Origin of the sequence: Catenulispora acidiphila DSM 44928, assembly GCF_000024025.1 — a bacterium.
GTDB classification, from domain to species: Bacteria; Actinomycetota; Actinomycetes; order Streptomycetales; family Catenulisporaceae; genus Catenulispora; species Catenulispora acidiphila.
Map to the genome: position 1 here is coordinate 5,508,577 of NC_013131.1, position 16,710 is coordinate 5,525,286.

The 16,710-nt window shown below is 69.7% G+C and carries 23 protein-coding genes; 8 read left to right on the plus strand and 15 right to left on the minus strand.

The genetic code is table 11. The annotated features are described in order from the left end of the window. Positions 1–2: 2 nt before the first annotated feature. From CACI_RS23915 to CACI_RS23945, 7 genes are read right to left on the minus strand one after another with little or no spacing between them, the layout of a single operon-like run. Positions 3–1,760 carry a complex I subunit 5 family protein gene (locus CACI_RS23915; protein WP_015793424.1) on the minus strand — a complete coding sequence of 586 codons (1,758 nt, stop codon included), beginning with the start codon at positions 1,758–1,760 and terminating at the stop codon, positions 3–5. Next, positions 1,757–2,125 (minus strand): Na+/H+ antiporter subunit C, encoded by a 369-nt coding sequence (locus CACI_RS23920; protein WP_015793425.1) that lies wholly within the window; start codon positions 2,123–2,125, stop codon positions 1,757–1,759. The genes CACI_RS23915 and CACI_RS23920 overlap by 4 nt, the downstream gene beginning before the upstream one ends. Then, entirely contained in the window at positions 2,122–3,126 is a 1,005-nt protein-coding gene (locus CACI_RS23925) for an MnhB domain-containing protein (protein WP_015793426.1), read from the minus strand. The genes CACI_RS23920 and CACI_RS23925 overlap by 4 nt, the downstream gene beginning before the upstream one ends. Beyond that, positions 3,123–3,404, minus strand: coding sequence for a Na(+)/H(+) antiporter subunit B (locus tag CACI_RS23930; protein ID WP_015793427.1), 282 nt, complete (start codon positions 3,402–3,404; stop codon positions 3,123–3,125). The genes CACI_RS23925 and CACI_RS23930 overlap by 4 nt, the downstream gene beginning before the upstream one ends. A gap of 6 nt (positions 3,405–3,410) precedes the next feature. Then, positions 3,411–3,803 carry a monovalent cation/H(+) antiporter subunit G gene (mnhG, locus tag CACI_RS47190; RefSeq protein ID WP_015793428.1) on the minus strand — a complete coding sequence of 131 codons (393 nt, stop codon included), beginning with the start codon at positions 3,801–3,803 and terminating at the stop codon, positions 3,411–3,413. Continuing rightward, the gene (locus tag CACI_RS23940; RefSeq protein ID WP_015793429.1) at positions 3,800–4,060 is read right to left on the minus strand and encodes a monovalent cation/H+ antiporter complex subunit F; all 261 of its coding nucleotides are present in this window, start codon (positions 4,058–4,060) and stop codon (positions 3,800–3,802) included. The genes mnhG and CACI_RS23940 overlap by 4 nt, the downstream gene beginning before the upstream one ends. Beyond that, entirely contained in the window at positions 4,060–4,578 is a 519-nt protein-coding gene (locus CACI_RS23945; protein ID WP_015793430.1) for a Na+/H+ antiporter subunit E, read from the minus strand. The genes CACI_RS23940 and CACI_RS23945 overlap by 1 nt, the downstream gene beginning before the upstream one ends. Before the next feature lie 208 nt (positions 4,579–4,786). Here CACI_RS23945 and CACI_RS23950 point away from each other — a divergent pair, with 208 nt between their 5' ends. Then, the gene (locus CACI_RS23950) at positions 4,787–5,113 is read left to right on the plus strand and encodes a hypothetical protein (protein ID WP_015793431.1); all 327 of its coding nucleotides are present in this window, start codon (positions 4,787–4,789) and stop codon (positions 5,111–5,113) included. A gap of 27 nt (positions 5,114–5,140) precedes the next feature. On the opposite strand, the gene CACI_RS23955 is transcribed toward CACI_RS23950, so the two are convergent. After that, entirely contained in the window at positions 5,141–5,548 is a 408-nt protein-coding gene (locus tag CACI_RS23955) for a DUF3618 domain-containing protein (RefSeq protein WP_015793432.1), read from the minus strand. Further along, positions 5,548–5,955 carry a phage holin family protein gene (locus CACI_RS23960; RefSeq protein ID WP_015793433.1) on the minus strand — a complete coding sequence of 136 codons (408 nt, stop codon included), beginning with the start codon at positions 5,953–5,955 and terminating at the stop codon, positions 5,548–5,550. The genes CACI_RS23955 and CACI_RS23960 overlap by 1 nt, the downstream gene beginning before the upstream one ends. A 137-nt stretch (positions 5,956–6,092) precedes the next feature. On the opposite strand from CACI_RS23960, the gene CACI_RS47195 reads away from it, so the two are divergent. Then, positions 6,093–7,079, plus strand: a complete 987-nt coding sequence (locus CACI_RS47195) for an SRPBCC family protein (RefSeq protein WP_015793434.1) — start codon at positions 6,093–6,095, stop codon at positions 7,077–7,079. 103 nt (positions 7,080–7,182) lie between these two features. On the opposite strand, the gene CACI_RS23970 is transcribed toward CACI_RS47195, so the two are convergent. Further along, a complete protein-coding gene (locus tag CACI_RS23970; RefSeq protein ID WP_143765371.1) occupies positions 7,183–7,899 on the minus strand; it encodes a SigB/SigF/SigG family RNA polymerase sigma factor in 717 nt (238 codons plus the stop codon). 82 nt (positions 7,900–7,981) lie between these two features. Next, positions 7,982–8,473, minus strand: coding sequence for an ATP-binding protein (locus CACI_RS23975; RefSeq protein ID WP_015793436.1), 492 nt, complete (start codon positions 8,471–8,473; stop codon positions 7,982–7,984). A gap of 218 nt (positions 8,474–8,691) precedes the next feature. On the opposite strand from CACI_RS23975, the gene CACI_RS45970 reads away from it, so the two are divergent. Continuing rightward, positions 8,692–9,048: an STAS domain-containing protein gene (locus CACI_RS45970; protein ID WP_015793438.1), complete on the plus strand. Its 357-nt coding sequence runs from the start codon at positions 8,692–8,694 to the stop codon at positions 9,046–9,048. A gap of 28 nt (positions 9,049–9,076) precedes the next feature. Here the strand turns inward: CACI_RS45970 and CACI_RS23985 are convergent, their stop codons facing one another. The 3 genes from CACI_RS23985 to CACI_RS23995 form a co-directional block, all read right to left on the minus strand. Then, on the minus strand, positions 9,077–9,340 hold the full coding sequence (locus CACI_RS23985) for a hypothetical protein (protein WP_015793439.1): 264 nt from the start codon (positions 9,338–9,340) through the stop codon (positions 9,077–9,079). Between the two features lie 172 nt (positions 9,341–9,512). After that, a complete protein-coding gene (locus CACI_RS23990) occupies positions 9,513–10,202 on the minus strand; it encodes an HAD family hydrolase (protein WP_015793440.1) in 690 nt (229 codons plus the stop codon). A 7-nt stretch (positions 10,203–10,209) separates the two neighbouring features. Then, positions 10,210–11,175, minus strand: a complete 966-nt coding sequence (locus CACI_RS23995) for an LLM class F420-dependent oxidoreductase (protein ID WP_015793441.1) — start codon at positions 11,173–11,175, stop codon at positions 10,210–10,212. Between the two features lie 116 nt (positions 11,176–11,291). On the opposite strand from CACI_RS23995, the gene CACI_RS24000 reads away from it, so the two are divergent. Continuing rightward, complete coding sequence (locus CACI_RS24000) at positions 11,292–12,581, plus strand: alpha-hydroxy acid oxidase (protein WP_049871688.1); 1,290 nt, start codon at positions 11,292–11,294, stop codon at positions 12,579–12,581. Between the two features lie 25 nt (positions 12,582–12,606). After that, on the plus strand, positions 12,607–13,572 hold the full coding sequence (locus CACI_RS24005) for a TIGR03557 family F420-dependent LLM class oxidoreductase (protein ID WP_015793443.1): 966 nt from the start codon (positions 12,607–12,609) through the stop codon (positions 13,570–13,572). On the opposite strand, the gene CACI_RS45975 is transcribed toward CACI_RS24005, so the two are convergent. Beyond that, entirely contained in the window at positions 13,533–13,868 is a 336-nt protein-coding gene (locus CACI_RS45975) for an STAS domain-containing protein (RefSeq protein ID WP_015793444.1), read from the minus strand. The two genes, CACI_RS24005 and CACI_RS45975, sit on opposite strands and share 40 nt — an antisense overlap. 144 nt (positions 13,869–14,012) lie before the next feature. Between CACI_RS45975 and CACI_RS24015 the strand changes: the two genes are divergently transcribed. The 3 genes from CACI_RS24015 to CACI_RS24025 all read left to right on the plus strand — a co-directional run bounded on the left by CACI_RS24015 (position 14,013) and on the right by CACI_RS24025 (position 16,709). After that, on the plus strand, positions 14,013–14,366 hold the full coding sequence (locus tag CACI_RS24015) for a helix-turn-helix transcriptional regulator (RefSeq protein WP_015793445.1): 354 nt from the start codon (positions 14,013–14,015) through the stop codon (positions 14,364–14,366). Positions 14,367–14,445: 79 nt separating this feature from the next. Beyond that, positions 14,446–14,775, plus strand: a complete 330-nt coding sequence (locus CACI_RS24020) for a hypothetical protein (protein ID WP_015793446.1) — start codon at positions 14,446–14,448, stop codon at positions 14,773–14,775. A 122-nt stretch (positions 14,776–14,897) separates the two neighbouring features. Further along, entirely contained in the window at positions 14,898–16,709 is a 1,812-nt protein-coding gene (locus tag CACI_RS24025; RefSeq protein WP_015793447.1) for a thiamine pyrophosphate-requiring protein, read from the plus strand. Position 16,710 lies beyond the last annotated feature (1 nt).

Below are 16,710 nucleotides of genomic sequence, written 5' to 3' on the forward strand. Positions count from 1 at the left end.
ATTCACCTCTCGATGAGCATGAGCGCCGCGAGCAGGACGATCGCCCCGCCGACGGCATATGCGGTGTAGTCGTTGACCGATCCGGTGTGCAGCGCGCGCAGCAGATCCAGCACACGCGGACGGCGCCGGCGAAGAACCTGCCACGCGAGCAGGATGCCGAGCCCGACGCTGAGCAGAGCGATCGTCAGCTCCTGGGGATCGATGTAGGCGAAGCCCGGATGCAGCTGCGTGATGCGTCCGGCCTGGTTCAGCACGGCGGCGGCGTATTGGCCGGGGTTCAGCAGTGCCGAGACCGCCGGATCGACGATGGTGTCCAGCACGTAGGCGGGCAGAACGCCGAACAGCACGCAGCACCCCGCCAGGGTCCCCAGGCTGAAGCGCATGCCCGGGCGCAGGAACTCGCGGCGTTCGTAGTCTTCGCGGCGCGGCTTCAGGAACGCCAGCCACATCGCGCGCGCCAGCGCCGCGATCGTGATCAGCTGCGCGACCAGAAGCAGGACGTAGGGCAGGTACTGATCGCTGTCGCGCAGTCCGGTGTGGATCAAGCCCACGGACACGTAGCCGTTGAAGGGAGGTACGCCGGCGATCGAGGCGACGCCGATCCCGAACGCGACCGTCAGCCCGGGCCAGCTGCGCATCAGGCCGCCCATGCGCGACAGCTCCGTCTCGCCGGTACGGTGCACGATCGCGCCCGCGCACAGGAACAGCAGTGTCTTGAACAACGCGTGGTTGATCAGGTGGTAGACACCCCCGGCCACCCCGGCCGGGTCGGCGGTGGCCAATCCGGCGACGATCACCCCGACCTGCGAGACGGTGTCGTAGGCCAGCAACCGCTTCAGGTCGTCCTGGACCAGGGCGAGGCACGCGCCGACCAGCGCCGAGGCCACCCCCAGCACCATCAGCGCGCCGAGCACCGGGGTGTGCGCGGCGGGATAGATCTGCAGGGCGATCCGGGTGATCCCCACGATGCCCAGGTTGACCATCAGCCCGGAGAACAAGGCCGAGACCGGTCCCGGTGCCGCGGTATGGGCGTCGGCGAGCCATCCGTGGAACGGCACCAGACCCGCCTTGGTGGCGAAGCCCGCGATGAACAAGCCCAGGGCGAGCAGATCGGCTGCCTGAAGCGGTCCGGTGAGAGCAGTGGCGAGCTGGCCGTAGTTCAGCGCGCCGTGCGTGTTGTAGAGCAGACCGGCCGCGATGAAGACGCAGAACCCTGCGATGGTGGTCAGCACCAGGATCTTGAAGGCGGCTTCCAGGGCGGGCGGACGCTCCAGGAAGAAGCCGGTCAGACCGTAGCTGGCCAGCGCCGCGACCTCGAACCAGACGAACAGGTCGACGGTGTCTGCGGTGAGCGCCGCCCCGATCAGCCCGGCGAGCAGCAGCTGGACCAGCGCGGCGAAGCCGCCCAGTTCCCGGGCGCCCAGACCGCCGAGCTCGGACAGGGTGTACAGGACCAGAAGCGCGCCGATGCCGGCGCTCAGCAGCGCGAACGTGAGCCCGAACGGGTCCGCCGCGAAGGCGACGCCCAGCGCGAAGCCGCGCACCGGTACCCAGCCGCCGAGATAGTGCACCAGCACCCGTCCGCCGAACACCGCGGGCGAGACCACGACGAGCAGCGCGAGGGTCCCGAGCAAGAAAGTCAGAGAGCTGACCAGCGCCAGACGCGGGGAGAGCCGGGCGACCAGCGGTGCGACACACGCGCCGGTCAGCGGGATCGCGACCGCCAGCGGCAGCAGGGAGGCCAGAGCCGCGTCGCTCACCCCCGCAGCTCCCTGACGCGGTCGGCGTCCAGGGTGCGGCGGTGCTGCGCGATACGCACCACGACCGACAGGAACACCGCGGTGACCGCCACTCCGATGACGATCGCGGTCAGGCAGAAGTTCTGCAGGACCGGATCGGCGACGTTCCCCGCCGCCAACTGCTCCGGGCTTCGGCCCTTCGGCGGGTCGACCAGGACCGGCGCGGTCGAGCCGGAGCGGTAGGCCATGGAGATGAACAGCACGTAGGTGGAGCTCTCCATCAAGGACAGCCCCATCACCATCTTGATCATGTTGCGGCGCGTCAGGACCGTGTACAGGCCCAGGCAGAACAGCGCCGCGGAGGCGAGGTAGTTGACGACGATCATCGGCGGCTTCCTCCGCTCTGATCAGGACCCTGATTGTCTTCGCCGTCGCTGTCGCCGTCCTCGTCCGGCGTCCAGTCGTGCGTCATGCCCAGCACCGCGAAGACCGCGATCATCAGGCCGGTACCGACCTCGATCAGCTCTCCGACGCTGAACAGCTGCGCGACACCGCCGGAGCGGATCGTCCCGACCGGCGCGAGCGGCAGCCAGTTCGCCGAGAACGAGCCCTTGAGCAGCAGGCCGAGGGTCTCGGCGCCGATGATCAGCGCGGCGCCTGCCATCTCGATACCTTCCAGCAGCCCGGGACGGATCACGCCGGCGATGCGTTTGCGCCCGAAGCCGGCGTAGACCAGCAGCGCCACCCCGAGCATGACGGCGCCGCCCGGGAACCCGCCGCCGGGCGAGTATCCCCAAGCGACCAAGTAGAGGCCGGTGACCGCCAGCACGGGAGCGGCGGTACGGATGGCGGTGCGGATCACGACGCTCATCGCGTGGGCGCGTTCCGGCGCCGGGGAGCCGACGGGCTCGGCGTCAGGGGTCTCGGGACGGCGCAGCCCGGCCGCGCCGCCCACCGCGTCGTCGGGCTCGCCCGCCTCCTCCTTCTCCGCGGCGCGCGCCTGCTCTTCTTCTTGATCGCGCCGCTCGTGCGGGTCCACCTCCGCCTGTTCCCGGCGCCCGGCGGTCTCCTCCCCGAAGTACCCGCGGCGCGGCTCGCGCGGCCGGGAGATCACGATGACGCTGATGACGGCGGCCAGCAGCAGGAACGTCTCCCCGAACGTGTCGAAACCCCGCGTGCCGTAGACGACCTCGTTGACCGGCTCGGACAGCTTCCACCGCGGCAGCGCCACCTCCAGGGCGTAGCGTGCGACCGGCGGCAAGGCGGCATGGTCCCGCTGCAACCGGAGGAAGCCGACCGCCAGGACCGCCGCCATCCCGGCGGTGAGCAGCGCCCCGGCGGCGACCCGGTGGTGCGGCTCGTGGTCGGCGCCGGCCCGCCGGCTCATCGCCGCTCCCGCTCCGCGAGATCGCCGGTGTCGCGGACTTCGGCGCGCGCCTTCCCGATGGCGACCAGATACAGCACCGGCAACGCGATCGACCCGACCACGATCTCCGAGTGCGCGTCGTCCGGGGCGCCGAGGACCACGAACAGCAGGGACAGGAACGCGCCGACCGCCGACAGCGCCATGACCGCGCCGCTGAGGTTCCGCAGGCGCACCACGAGCACGGCGCAGCCCAGAGTCAGCGCGAGCAACAGGTAGTCCATCAGCCAGAACACGGTCATGGAGCCTCAGTCCTCTTCCTGGTCCTGGTTCTGGTTCTCGTCCTGGTCCGCGCGGCGCTCGCGGTCGCGCCGTTCCCGGGCCTCGGCCGCCTCATCGCGCACGGCGCCGTTCCACATGGGCACGCCTGTTTTATAGGCGGCGCGTGCCAGCGCGTGCGAGGCGGCGGGGTTCAGGAGCAGGAGCACGAACGCGGTCAGCAGAGCCCGGCTGGAGTAGGAGCTGAGCACGCCCTCCCCGACGACCAGCGCGATCAGCGCGGGCAAGGCGCCCATGGTGATGGTTTTGGAGGAGCACTGGATACGGCAGTACAGGTCGGGCATACGCAGGATGCCGACGGCGCCGGACAGGGAGAAGCCGAGGCCGACGCAGGCCAGCACGAGGACGATCGCGGTCTTCACAGCAGCTCCCGTTCCAGGTAGCGGGCGAACACGATGGCTCCCAGGTAGCTGAACGAGGCGAACCAGATGGCGACGTCGAGATAGATCGACCGGTCGGTGTAGGCGGCGTAGAAGAACACCGACAGCGCGGCCTGGGTGCAGACGGTGTTCAGCGCCACGATCCGGTCGGCGACCGTCGGTCCCAGCGCCAGCCGGAGGACCACCAGAGCGCCGATGGCGATCTCGGCCAAAGCGAGCGCCCCGTACACCGTGTGCATCAGCCGCGTTCCTCCGGCAGGAAGCGCTCCAGCGGCCCGTTGATGCGCTCGCGCGCCTGCGCGGCGTCGCGCGGCGGGACGTCCACGGCGTGATAGAGCAGCCGTCCGCGGGCGGCGTCGACGTCGACGAGCTGGTTGTCCACGATCAGGGAACTGACGACCCCGACGACCGTGAGCCCGAGCGCACCGCGCTGCGTGGTCGGCACGATGACCATCCCGGACCGCAGCGGCAGCGACGGCGACCAGACGCGCCGGGCCAGGAGCACGTTCGCCCAGACCACCCGCCCCAGGGCGACGACCACGATCCCCGCCACCCGCGCGGCCACGCGGGGATCCAGCAGCCGCCACGGACCCGCCACCGCGCCGAGCGGCGCGAGCGCCACCGCGACGGCCACGCTGACCACCGCTCCCACCGCGATCTGCTCCGCGGTCCGGGTCCACGTCAGCAGCACCCAGACACCCATGCACCAACAGGCCAGCGCGAAGACACGCACCAGGGCGTTGCTGCGCTTGCTCATCGGACTCCTCCGGGCGCCGCCCGCGGACGGCGGCTCGCTCAGGCGCCATACCCGCAGGTGGTCGGCTTGTACTCCGGCACTGCTCCGATCGTGGATGCGCGTGGGAAACCGGCGCCGTCCAAGTCCTGGGCACAGCGAGCGCCCACCGTCGCTCATCTGTAGCATTAAGCATGAAAAAAGGATCAGGTATCCCTCGCAGGAGAACGCCGTGTTTGACAGTTCGCGGGACTGCACGTCCGTCGAGAAGGGCGTCCTGACCCGACTCATCGCCGCCGCCCTGGTCAACGAGACAGTCGCCTGGCTCGACGCCGAAACCCAGGCCGAAAACGAGGTGGCCTCCCTGTGGGGACGCCGCACCCCCGACGAGCACCGGCTGCCCGTCAAGGTCACCACCCGGATGCTGGTGCAGCTCGCCGCGGCCGCCGACACCGCAGTCAGCACCCGGCACGGCTACGGCGCCGGGTCCGGCTGGACCGTGCAGGTGGGACGCGATCTGGCCGAGATCCGCAAACTCATCGGAGCGGTAGAGCCCTGAATCCACTCTCTACATGCCGGTACGCCCCTAACGGCTGCGCCACCGACGGATGCGCATGAACGCCAGAATCGCCGTCACTATCGCGAAGTAAATACGGAGTCGGTCACGCAGGGACAGTGTCGGGCGCTCGCTCGAACTCCCAGCGGGCGGCGCGGACTTGTGGACCTGCCCGGACGCGGTGGCGGCGGCCCAGCGGATCAGGCGGGGCACTGAGCCGGCTGCCCGGCCCGCGCGGGTCGCGATCGCGGCGGCGGCGATCTCCGCGCCGGCGGTCTTCTCTCGGACGCGGCCCTTGACGTCGGTCTTGGCGTGCAGAGCGGTGACGGTCTCGGCCAGCTCGTCGCGGTCGTGGGCGACCTGCTCGCGCAGCTTCTCGACGGTCGCCGGGCGGCGCGCGCCGTTCGCGGTGGGATTCGCAGTGGGATCAGTGCTCATTACCGACCGCCTTCCTTGATCACGGCCACGTCGGCCTTCACGCTGTCCACGGTCTCCTCCACTACGGGTACGACGCGTCCCACCTGCTTCTTGCCGACCAGTGCCAGGACCGCCGCTGTCAGTCCCGCGGCCACGCCGACGATCAGCGCCGCCAGCCACACCGGCATCGCCAGGGCGAGCGCGGCGATCACCGCGGCGGCGACGGCCTGTACCGCGACGAACGCCAGCACGCCCGCGCCGCCGATCAGGCCGCCGCCGAAGCCCAGGGTGCGGCGGTTGCGGGCGAACTCGGCCCGGGCGGTCTGGAGTTCGTCGCGCGCCAGCTGTCCGAATTGGTGCGCGGCTTGCGTCAGCAGCGTCGCCAGGTGCTCGTCGGCGTGCGTCTCGCGCCGGTCGTCGATGCTCATCGTCGTCTCCTTCTTCGGCCGTGGTCCCCCGCGTAACCGGCGTACCGGGCGTCAAACGTCGTTTGACCGCATGGGATGCGGGCAGCAGAGACCCTTCTGGCGTCGACCGGCGCCGGAGGAGGAGACGAGGTGAAGCAATGAGCGACGTGACCAAGTCCGTGGACGTCGAAGTCCCGCTGCGGACCGCGTACAACCAGTGGACGCAGTTCGAGTCCTTCCCGGAGTTCATGTCCGGTGTCATCGCCATCCGGCAGCTGGACGACCGGCACACGCACTGGGTGACCGAGGTCGCCGGCGCGCGGCGGGAGTTCGACGCCGAGATCGTCGAGCAGCTTCCCGACGAGCGCATCGCCTGGCGCAGCGTCGACGGCGACGTGCGGCACAGCGGGATCGTGACGTTCCGGCCGCTCGGGGACCACACCACGCGCGTCACGGTGGACCTGGAGTGGGAGCCGGAGGGACTGCTGGAGAAGGCCGGCGGCGCCATGGGCGTGGACCGCCTTCAGGTCAAGGCGGACCTGGAACGCTTCCGCCAGTTCATCGAGGAGCGCGGCAACGAGACCGGCCAGTGGCGCGGCCAGGTCCCCGAAACGCAGGTCGCCGCCGTGCCGACCGGGAACGCCGAACCGCTGGCCGGCACGGCGGCGCCGCTGGCTGACGCGCAGCAGGCAGCCGGCCCGGACCCGTCGGCCAACGACGTCGTCGACGTCCTCGTCGCGCAGCACGCGCAAGTCAAGGACCTGATGGCGCGGACCGCCGCCTCCGAAGGCGCGGACAAGCAGCGGCTGTTCACCGCGCTCGTGGATCTGATCAAGACCCACGAGAAGGGCGAGCAGCGCGTGGTGCACCCGGTGACCCGCTCCAGCGTCGAAGGCGGCGCCGCGACGGCGAACGCCCGGCTCGGCGAGGAAGAGCGCGCCGACCAGCTGATCGCCGAGGTGAAGACCATGACCGCGGACTCCCCCGAGTTCGACGCCTGGTTCGAGCAGCTGCGGCAGGCCGTGCTGGACCACGCCGAGCACGAGGAGCGCGAGGAGTTCCCCAAGCTGCGCAGGGAACTGACTGCCGCCCGCCTGCACACGATGGCTGAGGAGCTCGTCGCGGTGCAGACCGCGCACAACTGAGGCGCATGGCTGAGCGCAAATGAGTACAGAGCACGACTGAACACTGAGAACTGAACACACTGAGCGCAACTGAGCACTGAAGCGGGCGGCCCGCCGCCCGCGCTCAGTTCTTCCCGACCTCCAGTCGGTCCCGCAAGCTGCCGATGATCTGCGACAGCAGGCGGGAGACCTGCATCTGCGAGACTCCGATCTCGGCGCCGATCTGTGCCTGGGACATGTTGCGGAAGAACTTCATCAGCAGGATCCGCTTGTCGCGCGGGCTGAGTTCGGCCAGCAGCGGCTTGAGGGCTTCCCGGTCGACGACCGAGTCGAAGCCGGGGTCCTCGTCGCCGAGGAGGTCCCCCAGGCTGGCGCCGTCGCCGTCGGCCATGGCCACCGGCACGTCCAGCGAGGCGGTGTGGTGCGCGGCGCTGGCTTCGTAGGCCTCGGCGACCTCGTCGGCCGACAGATCCAGCCGGCGGCCGATCTCCGCCGCACTCGGCGCGCGACCCAGCTGCTGGGTCAGCTCCCGCTCGACAGCCCGCACCGCCAACGCGTTCTCCTGAGCGCGGCGGGGAACGTGCACATGCCAGGTGGTGTCCCGGAAATGGCGCCGCACCTCGCCGGCGATCATCGGCGTGGCGTAGGTGAGGAACGTCGCGCCGTAGTCGGGGTCGAAGTTGTCGACGGCTTTGACCAGGCCCAGATAGGCGACCTGCTCCAGATCCGCCTGCGTTTCACCGCGCAGGCGGAACCTGGCCGCCACGAAGCGGGCATAGGACATGTACTCGCCGATGACGTACTCGCGCAGTGCCTCGTACTCGCTGTCGTCGGGCGACATCTTCCTCAGACGCGCCAGCGCAGCCCGGGCCGCAGCCCGTTCACGGGCCAGTTCCTCCGGGGCGACAGGGATGGGCGCCACGTCAACCGCCGCCCGCGCGGCGCTTCAGGATCTCCACCCGCACCGCCGTACCCTCGACGCGCCAGACGATGTCGTCCACCAGCGCGGACAGGATGGTCCAGCCGAAGTCGTCCTTCCGCGGCGCGACGACGTCGCGGGCCTGGCGGCTGAGCACCACCTGGAGCGCCGAACCGTCGAGGACGAAGCGGCACTCCAGGTCTCCGTCGGGGGCATCGGTGGCCGCTGCATCGGTGGCGCCGTCGGCGGCTGCGGCTCCATCGGCGGTCCGCAGCTCCCGGACCGTGTGGCGCAGCAACAGGCCACCTGCCTCGTCCACCGCCAGACGCACGTCGGCGACCTCCGGCAGGGTGCAGCCGAGTCTGGTCGCCAGGTGCGCGCTGGCCGACCGGATCACGGGCAGGTAGTCGGGATCGGCCGGCACCTGGATCATCACCGTCTCGGCCAGGGCCCCGACCTGCGGGGATACCTGTTCAGATCGCCCTTGAGGATCCATGCCAGCCCACTCTCCGACCCGTCGTGTCCCAGCGGTGCGCCTGCCTTCGCCACCGGCCGGCCAGGCCAGCTTACTCACGAAACTAATAACAGGAGAACTTTTTCATGTATAGATTGACAGAGGTGTCGTGGGCGTCGAAGACTGGTGGCAGCGGCCGTCGCCGGCTCCGCGTGGTCAGCGCGGAGGACGTGGAGAACGTGGAGTACTAGGAGAAGACCATGGAGTTCTCTTACGCTGCGAAGCAGGCCGCGGGCCGCGTGGTCGTGACCCTCGCCGGCGATGTGGACCTCGCCGCCTTCCGGCGCTTCGAGGCGGGTCTGGCCCAGTCCTGGGACGGCTCGACGAACCTGACCATCGACTGCTCCGCGGTCACTTTCCTGGACTCGATGGGCCTGCGCGTCCTCGTGCGCGCCCGCCAGCGCGCGGCCGACCACGACCGCGACGTCACCCTGGCCGCGCCCTCGCGACCGGTGCTCAGGGTGCTGCAACTCGCCGAGGTCACCAGCCTGTTCCCGATCGACGACCGCACCGCCGATGTCGTCGCCGGGGAAGCACCGTCCGGCAGCCCGACCTGACAGGTCGGGGACAAAAGCGGCGACCTTCTCAGATGCCCTCGTGCCGGTCCGCGGCGTCGGCCGGCATGTAGTGGCGGAACACGGCCAACGCGGTCGGGTGGCCCTCGACCGACTCGGTGGTCTCCGGCGCCGGGTGGTACTCCTGCCACACCCCGGCGTCGTCCTTGATGCGCACCGGCTCGGTGAGCACCGAGGCGCTGATCGTGCGTCCCGCCAACGGTCCGCCGACGAGAACGGCGTTGACCGCGCTCTCGATCGGCACTGCTTCTCCTGCGGTCTGTGAACCGTCCATTATCGTCTCTCCTTTTCAGGACAAGGGTTATCGACGGCGCAGCGCCATGATGAGCAGCACGATAATCAGGATGAGCACGACTGTTCCGATACCGATATACATCAGAAGCTTCCTTTTCTCTGGGGTTGGTCGCCTCATGGCCACTTCGAGGAAAACCAAACACTATGAATGCTCATTCGCGTGCTGGCGCGGCCTCAGCCAGCGGCGTCTGGTCGAGGCCGTCGAGCAGGTCGCCGATGGAGGCGAACACCGCCTCGGCGCCGGCGTCTCGCAGCTCCTGCTCGGAGAATCCGCCGGTCAGCAGTGCCACCGACGCGACGCCGGCGCGGCGCGCGGCCTCGCAGTCCCAGGTCGAGTCGCCGATCATCACCGCCCGTCCGGCGTCCGGGACCTTCTCGAGCGCCGCGCAGATGATGTCCGGTTCGGGTTTGGCGGCCTCGACGTCGCTGCTCGAGGTCGCCCCGGCCAGCAGGTCGTCCACGTCCAGCATCGAGCGGAAGTACTTCAAGTCCTTCTCGCCGGCGGAGCTGGCCAGGACCACTGGTGTGCCCCGGCCGTGCAGCTCCTGGATCAGGCGGCGCGCGTCCGGCATCAGCTCGACCTCGCCGATGAGCTCGTGGAAGTGGCGGCTGTGGTCGCGGCGTACCTGCTCGCCGAGCTCGCGCTCGGTCTGCTCCCCCGCCACGGCCGCGACGAGCTGCTCCCCGCCCATGCCGATGTGCCGGTGCAGACGCCAGATCGGCAGCACGATGCCGTGGTCGCGGAACGCCCGGAACCAGGCGATAGCGTGCTGGTAGTTGGTGTCGACGAGCGTGCCGTCGAGGTCGAGGAGCGCGGCGGTGTCAGTCTTCGAAGACGTCATGGCGCTCTCACAGCTCCCGCAGTGCCGGGATCAGGGTCTTGCCGGCCCAGTCCAGGAACGGTTGCTGGGTATCGCCGCCGACCTGGATCAGCGCCACCTCGGTGAAGCCGGCCTCGGCATAGGGCCGCACCGCCTCGACGAAGTCCTCGACGGCGTCCCCGCACGGGATGGATTCGGCGACGTCCTCGGGCCGGACGAACTTCGACGCCGCGTCGAACCCCGCCGTCCCCGGCAGGTCGGCGTTCACCTTCCAGCCGCCGCCGAACCAGCGGAACTGCTCGTGCGCGCGGGCGACGGCGCGGTCGCGATCCGGGTCGTAGCACACCGGGATCTGCCCGACCTTCGGCTTCCCCCGGCCTCCGGCGTCCTCGAACATCGACACCAGGTCCGGCTCCGGCTGGACCGCGATCATGACGTCGGCCAGGCGCCCGGCGAACTCACACGACCGGCGCCCGGACACCGCCAGACCGATCGGCGGCGGGTCGTCCGGCCGGTCCCACAGCTTGGCGGCCTCGACCTGGAAGTGCTCGCCGTGATGGGTCACATAGCCGCCGTCGAACAGCGCCCGGATGATCTCCACCGCCTCGACGAGCATCTCCTGCCGCACCGAAGCCGCCGGCCAGCCGCGCCCGACCACGTGCTCGTTCAGGTTCTCCCCCGAGCCCAGCCCGAGGCGGAACCGCCCCTCGGACAACAGCTGCATCGTCGCCGCCTTCTGCGCCACCACCACCGGGTGGTACCGGAAGGTCGGGCACGTCACGTACGTCATCAGCGGGATGCGCGAGGTGGCCTGCGCCGCCGCGCCCAACACGCTCCACACGTACGGGGCGTGCCCCTGCTCGTCCAGCCACGGGAAGTAGTGGTCGGAGGCGACGGAGAAGTCGAACCCGGCCTCTTCGGCCGCGACCACGTCCCGCACCAGCTGCCGCGGGCCGGCCTGCTCGGTCATCATCGTGTAGCCGATCTTGATCATGCGCTTGCTCGTGCCCCGAAACCCTGCGGGGAAACGGGGCTTTGGCCGGTTCATCCCAGCAAGGCTGGGTATCCGACAGCGCCATGAGGCCTTCGGAGATCCTTCATCTTTTACGAGTGGCCAGGCCGCCGGCACCCCACGGCGCGTACCGCCTGGCCCGGTGCGCCACGATCGAGGACGTCGCCCGCGTCGCGCGCCGCCGCCTGCCGCTGGGTGCGCGGGCCTACCTGGAGAACGGCGGCGAGGGTCAGCACACGCTGCACCGCAACCGAGCCGCGTTCGGCTCCTACACGTTCCGCCCCCGGCAGCCCCGCGACGTCAGCGGCGTGGACACCGGCACCACGGTGCTGGGACAGCGGATTCCGCTGCCGTTCGCGCTGTCCCCCGTCGGCGCGCCGCGCATGTTCCATCACGACGGCGAGCTGGCGGTCGCCAGAGCCGCTCGGGACGCGGGCATCCCCTACGGCATCTCAACACTCGCCAACACCTCGGTCGAGGACGTCGCCGAACAGACTGACAGCCCCCTGTGGTTCCAGCTGTACATCTGGGGCGACCGCAGCAAGAGCAAGGAGGCTGTCGCGCGCGCCAAGGCTGCCGGGTATCAGGCTCTGCTGGTCAACATCGACACCTCGGTGCGCTCCGAACGGATCCCGGAGAAGCACTCCGGACTCGTTCTGCCCAGCCCGCAGCTCCCCTTGAAGACCCTCTTCGAGGGCGCGCTGCATCCGGCGTGGGCCTGGAACTTCCTCACCTCGCCGACGGTCAGCTTCCCGAACATCGGCCCGCCGGACCAGCGGTCGCTGGAGGTGATGTCGGACATGTTCGACGGGACGGTCTGCTGGGACGACCTGGACTGGATCCGCCGGATATGGGACGGGCCGATCGTCCTGAAGGGCGTGACCACCGTCGAGCAGGCACGGGAGGCGGTCGACCACGGACTGGACGCGGTGATCGTCAGCAACCACGGCGGCCGGCAGCTGGACCGTCTGCCCGCGACCATCGACGTGCTGCCGGAGATCGCGGACGCGGTCGGCGACCGGGTGGAGGTGCTGGTCGACTCCGGATTCCGCAGCGGCGGCGACATCGCGACGGCGCTGGCCTTGGGCGCCAAAGCCGTCCTGGTCGGCCGGGCCCACCTGTACGGCCTGGCCGCGGCCGGCGAGGCCGGGGTGCGGCACTGCGTCGACATCCTCGCCCGCGAACTCCGGATGACGATGCAGTTGAACGGCGCGAGGAATATCGCCGAACTCGACCGCGGACTGATCCACCGGCGCGGCTCGGCGGATCCGGCTGCCTCGGCTGCCTCGGCGCTGGATTCGACAGCTTCAGCGGGCTCGACAGCTTCGGGAGCCTCGGCGGATTCGCCGGATCCGGCAGCCTCCGAACGCTCTTCCGCGCATGCCTGATCCGAACCTGGACACACCAGGGCCCATGACTACTTTCGGCTGTCTGCTGTCCTGTGAGGAGTTCACCCCGGAGCAGCTGATCGAGCAAGCGCAGCTGGCCGAGCGGGCCGGATTCACCCGTCTGGCGGTATCCGATCACTATCATCCGTGGATCGACGCCCAGGGCAACAGTCCGTTCGTGTGGTCGGTGATCGGCGCGCTGTCCCAGGTCACCCGGCTGCCGGTGATGACGATGGTGACGTGCCCGGGCATCCGGATCCATCCGGCGGTCACCGCGCAGGCCGCGGCGACCGCCGGCGTGATGTGCGGCGGCGGCTTCACGCTCGGCGTCGGCACCGGGGAGGCGCTCAACGAGCATGTGACCGGCGGGCGCTGGCCACGCTTCGACGTCCGCGCCGAGATGCTCGAAGAGGCGGTCGAGGTGATCCGGGCCCTGTTCACCGGCGAGAACGTCAACCACCGCGGTCGCCATTACACGGTCGAGAACGCCCGGCTCTACACCGTCCCGGAGTCCGCGCCGCCGATCTGCATGTCCGGGCTCGGACCGAAGGCGGCGCGGCTGGCCGGCCGGATCGCCGACGGCCTGATCACCATGAAGCCGCAGCCCGATCTGGTGAAGGAGTTCCGGCAGGCCTGCCCGGACGACAAGGCCAAGCGCGTGATCGGCGGCATGAAGGCCTGCTGGGACCGCGACCGGGACCGCGCGGTGGAGATCGCGCTCGAGCGCTGGCCGTCCGACCAACTGCCGGGCGAGATCAACCGCATCCTGCCCACCCCGCGGCACTTCGAGCAGGCCTCGCAGCTGGTGACAGCTGAGATGGTGGCCTCCGGCATCGCCTGCGGCTCCGACGCCGAGGACCATGTCGCAAGGCTGCGAAAGTACGTCGACGCCGGCTTCGACGAGATTTACCTGAACCCCGTCGGTCCGGGATACCGCGGATTCTTCGACTTCTACGGCAGCGAGGTCCTGCCGGAGATGGGATCGGCGTAGCCGAACAGCTGCCCGACACCGGCCAGCTCCAACACCCGCATGACCGGTGTCGAGGGGTCGGCCAGCGTCATGCTGTGGCCGGCCTCGGTGACCGCCTGCCAGATCTGGACCAGGACGCGCAGGCCCATCGAGTCCATGAAGGTGACCTCCGAACAGTCCAGGACCACGTCGGTGCCCGCGCCGCCCCAGACGCCGGCCTCGGCCTCCAGAGCCGGGTACGCCGCCAGGTCGACGTCACCTGTGACGGTGACGGTGATCTGCTGTTCGGACTGCTGTGCAGTGCAGGTGAATCCCATCCCTGCCTCCAACCCTGGAAAGACGCCGAGCCCTGCCACCACCCCGGGTCCGTGGTACCCACACTGTTCCTCCAACGAGGACCTGTCAACAAATACATGAAACATGTATCGCCTTTTCTCCGCGTCGTGGCTACGATCGATGGCATGACGGGACGTGGCAGAGAAGGGTCGTGGACCTTGCTCACGTCCCACGGCCATGTGCTGGTGGAGATCGCCCGCAACCCCCAAGCCCTGGTCAGGGAGTTGGCCGAGGCCTCCGGCATCACCGAGCGCGCGGCGGCGGCGATCGTGTCGGACCTGGTCGACGCCGGATACGTGTCCCGCGAGCGCGTCGGACGGCGCAACCACTACGCGGTGCACCTGGACCGCGGGTTCCGCCACGCCTCGCAGGAAGGTTTGCGCGTCGGACCGTTCCTGGACCTGCTCACCGAGGGTGAACTCCTAGCCGCCGTGGCGCCGCTTCACTTGGCCGAGGCGACGCTGAACTCGGCGGAGTGAGCCCGAGCGCGAATCCGCCCGTTTAGTCCTCCGAACCCGGGGCAGCCGTGGAACGTCCCCACCGGGAAAGGAGCATGCCATGCCGCGCGGGCAGTGGAGCGACAAGCGAGAGCGCCAGTACAAGCACATCAAGGACAGCGCGAAGGACCGCGGCGAGTCCACGGACCGGGCCGAGGAGATCGCGGCGAGAACCGTGAACAAGGAGCGGGCGCGCCACGGCGAGTCCAAGACCGCCAGCCGCATGTCGAAGAAGGACGTCTCCTCCGGCCACCGCGGCGGGAAGCGCTCGCACCAGGGAGCCGGCGGCCGCACCAAGGACCAGCTCTACGAAGAGGCCAAGCGCCGCGGCATCAGCGGCCGGTCCAAGATGACCAAGGCCGAGCTCCAGAAGGCTTTGGGCGGCCGGTAGTCCCGGCTCGCGGGAGGCGCGTGCGGCTGAGTACCGGCGCGGCCTCGACAGTGCGACCCCACCACCGCTCCGCCGCGGCGTGTCGCGTGTCGCGTTCGAAATCTCAACCGAAGGGCCGATCCATGGCGACGAAGGTTTCCGACTACGTCCTGCAGCGCCTGCGCGACTGGGGTGTGGAGCACGTCTTCGCGTATGCCGGCGATGGCATCAACGGGTTGCTCGCCGCCTGGGGGCGGGCGGAGAACAAGCCCATGTTCGTCCAGTCCCGGCACGAGGAGATGTCCGCCTTCGAGGCGGTCGGTTACGCGAAGTTCTCCGGCAAGGTCGGGGTGTGCGCGGCCACCTCAGGTCCCGGCGCCATCCACCTGCTCAACGGCCTGTACGACGCCAAGCTGGACCACGTGCCGGTGGTGGCGATCGTCGGGCAGACGAACCGCTCGGCGATGGGCGGCTCCTATCAGCAGGAGGTCGACCTGCTGAGCCTGTACAAGGACGTGGCGAGCGCCTACTGCGAGATGGTGACCGTTCCGGAGCAGCTGCCGAACGTCCTGGACCGGGCGATGCGGGTCGCCGCCACCAAGCGCACCGTCACCGCGGTGATCATCCCCGCGGACGTCCAGGAGTTGGAGTACTCCGCGCCCGGGCACGCGTTCAAGATGGTCCCGTCCAGTCTCGGACTGCCCCACTCGACCGCGGTACCCCAGGCGGAGGAGCTCCGGAAGGCCGCGGATCTGCTGAACGCCGGACGGAAGGTGGCGATCCTGGCAGGCCAGGGCGCCCGCGCCGCGAGCCGAGAGGTGCAACAGGTCGCCGACCTGCTGGGAGCCGGCGTGGCCAAGGCACTGTTGGGCAAGGACGTCCTGTCCGACGAGCTGCCCTACGTCACGGGCTCGATCGGGCTGTTGGGAACCCGGCCCTCCTACGAGCTGATGCGTGACTGCGACACCCTGCTCGTGATCGGCTCCAGCTTCCCCTACACGCAGTTCCTGCCGGAGTTCGGTCAGGCGCGCGCGGTGCAGATCGACATCGATCCGGGCATGGTCGGGCTGCGCTACCCGTTCGAGGTCAACCTCGTCGGCGACGCCCGCGAGACCCTGCAAGCGCTGCTTCCCCTGCTGAACGCCAAGGACGACCGCTCCTGGCGCGAGACCGTGGAGGAGAACGCCGCGCGCTGGTGGGAAGTCATGCAGCGGCGGGCGGCGACCGAGGCCGACCCGATCAACCCCGAGTACGTCGTGCACGCTCTGGACGCCCTGTTGCCCGACGACGTCATCGTCGCCGCCGACTCGGGTTCCTCAGCAAACTGGTACGCGCGCCATCTGCGCTTCCGCGGCTCGATGCGCGGTTCGCTGTCCGGGACGCTCGCGACGATGGGTCCCGGAGTCCCGTACGTGATCGGCGCCAAGTTCGCCCACCCGGACCGGCCGGCGATCGCGCTGGTCGGTGACGGCGCCATGCAGATGAACGGCATGGCCGAGCTCATCACCGCCGCCAAGTACTGGGAGCGCTGGCAAGACCCGCGGCTGGTCGTGGCCGTCTTGAACAACCACGACCTGAACCAGGTCACCTGGGAGATGCGGGCCATGGCCGGCGCCCCGCAGTTCGAGCCCTCCCAGTCGCTGCCGGACGTGCGCTTTGCGGACTTCGCGCGCTCCATCGGGCTGGAAGGCGTGCGGGTGGAGAAGCCCGAACAGGTGGAACCCGCCTGGCGGCAGGCACTGGCCGCGGACCGGCCGTTCGTCATCGACTTCCGCACCGACCCGGCGGTCCCGCCGATCCCGCCGCACGCCACCCTCGACCAGATCGAGGCCGCGGCGTCGGCGATCGTGCACGGCGACAGCGACCGCGTCTCGATGATCAAGCAGGGCATCAAGTCCAAGATCCAGGAGTTCCTGCCGGGCGGGCCCGACGGCGACGACGCGTCAGATCACTGAT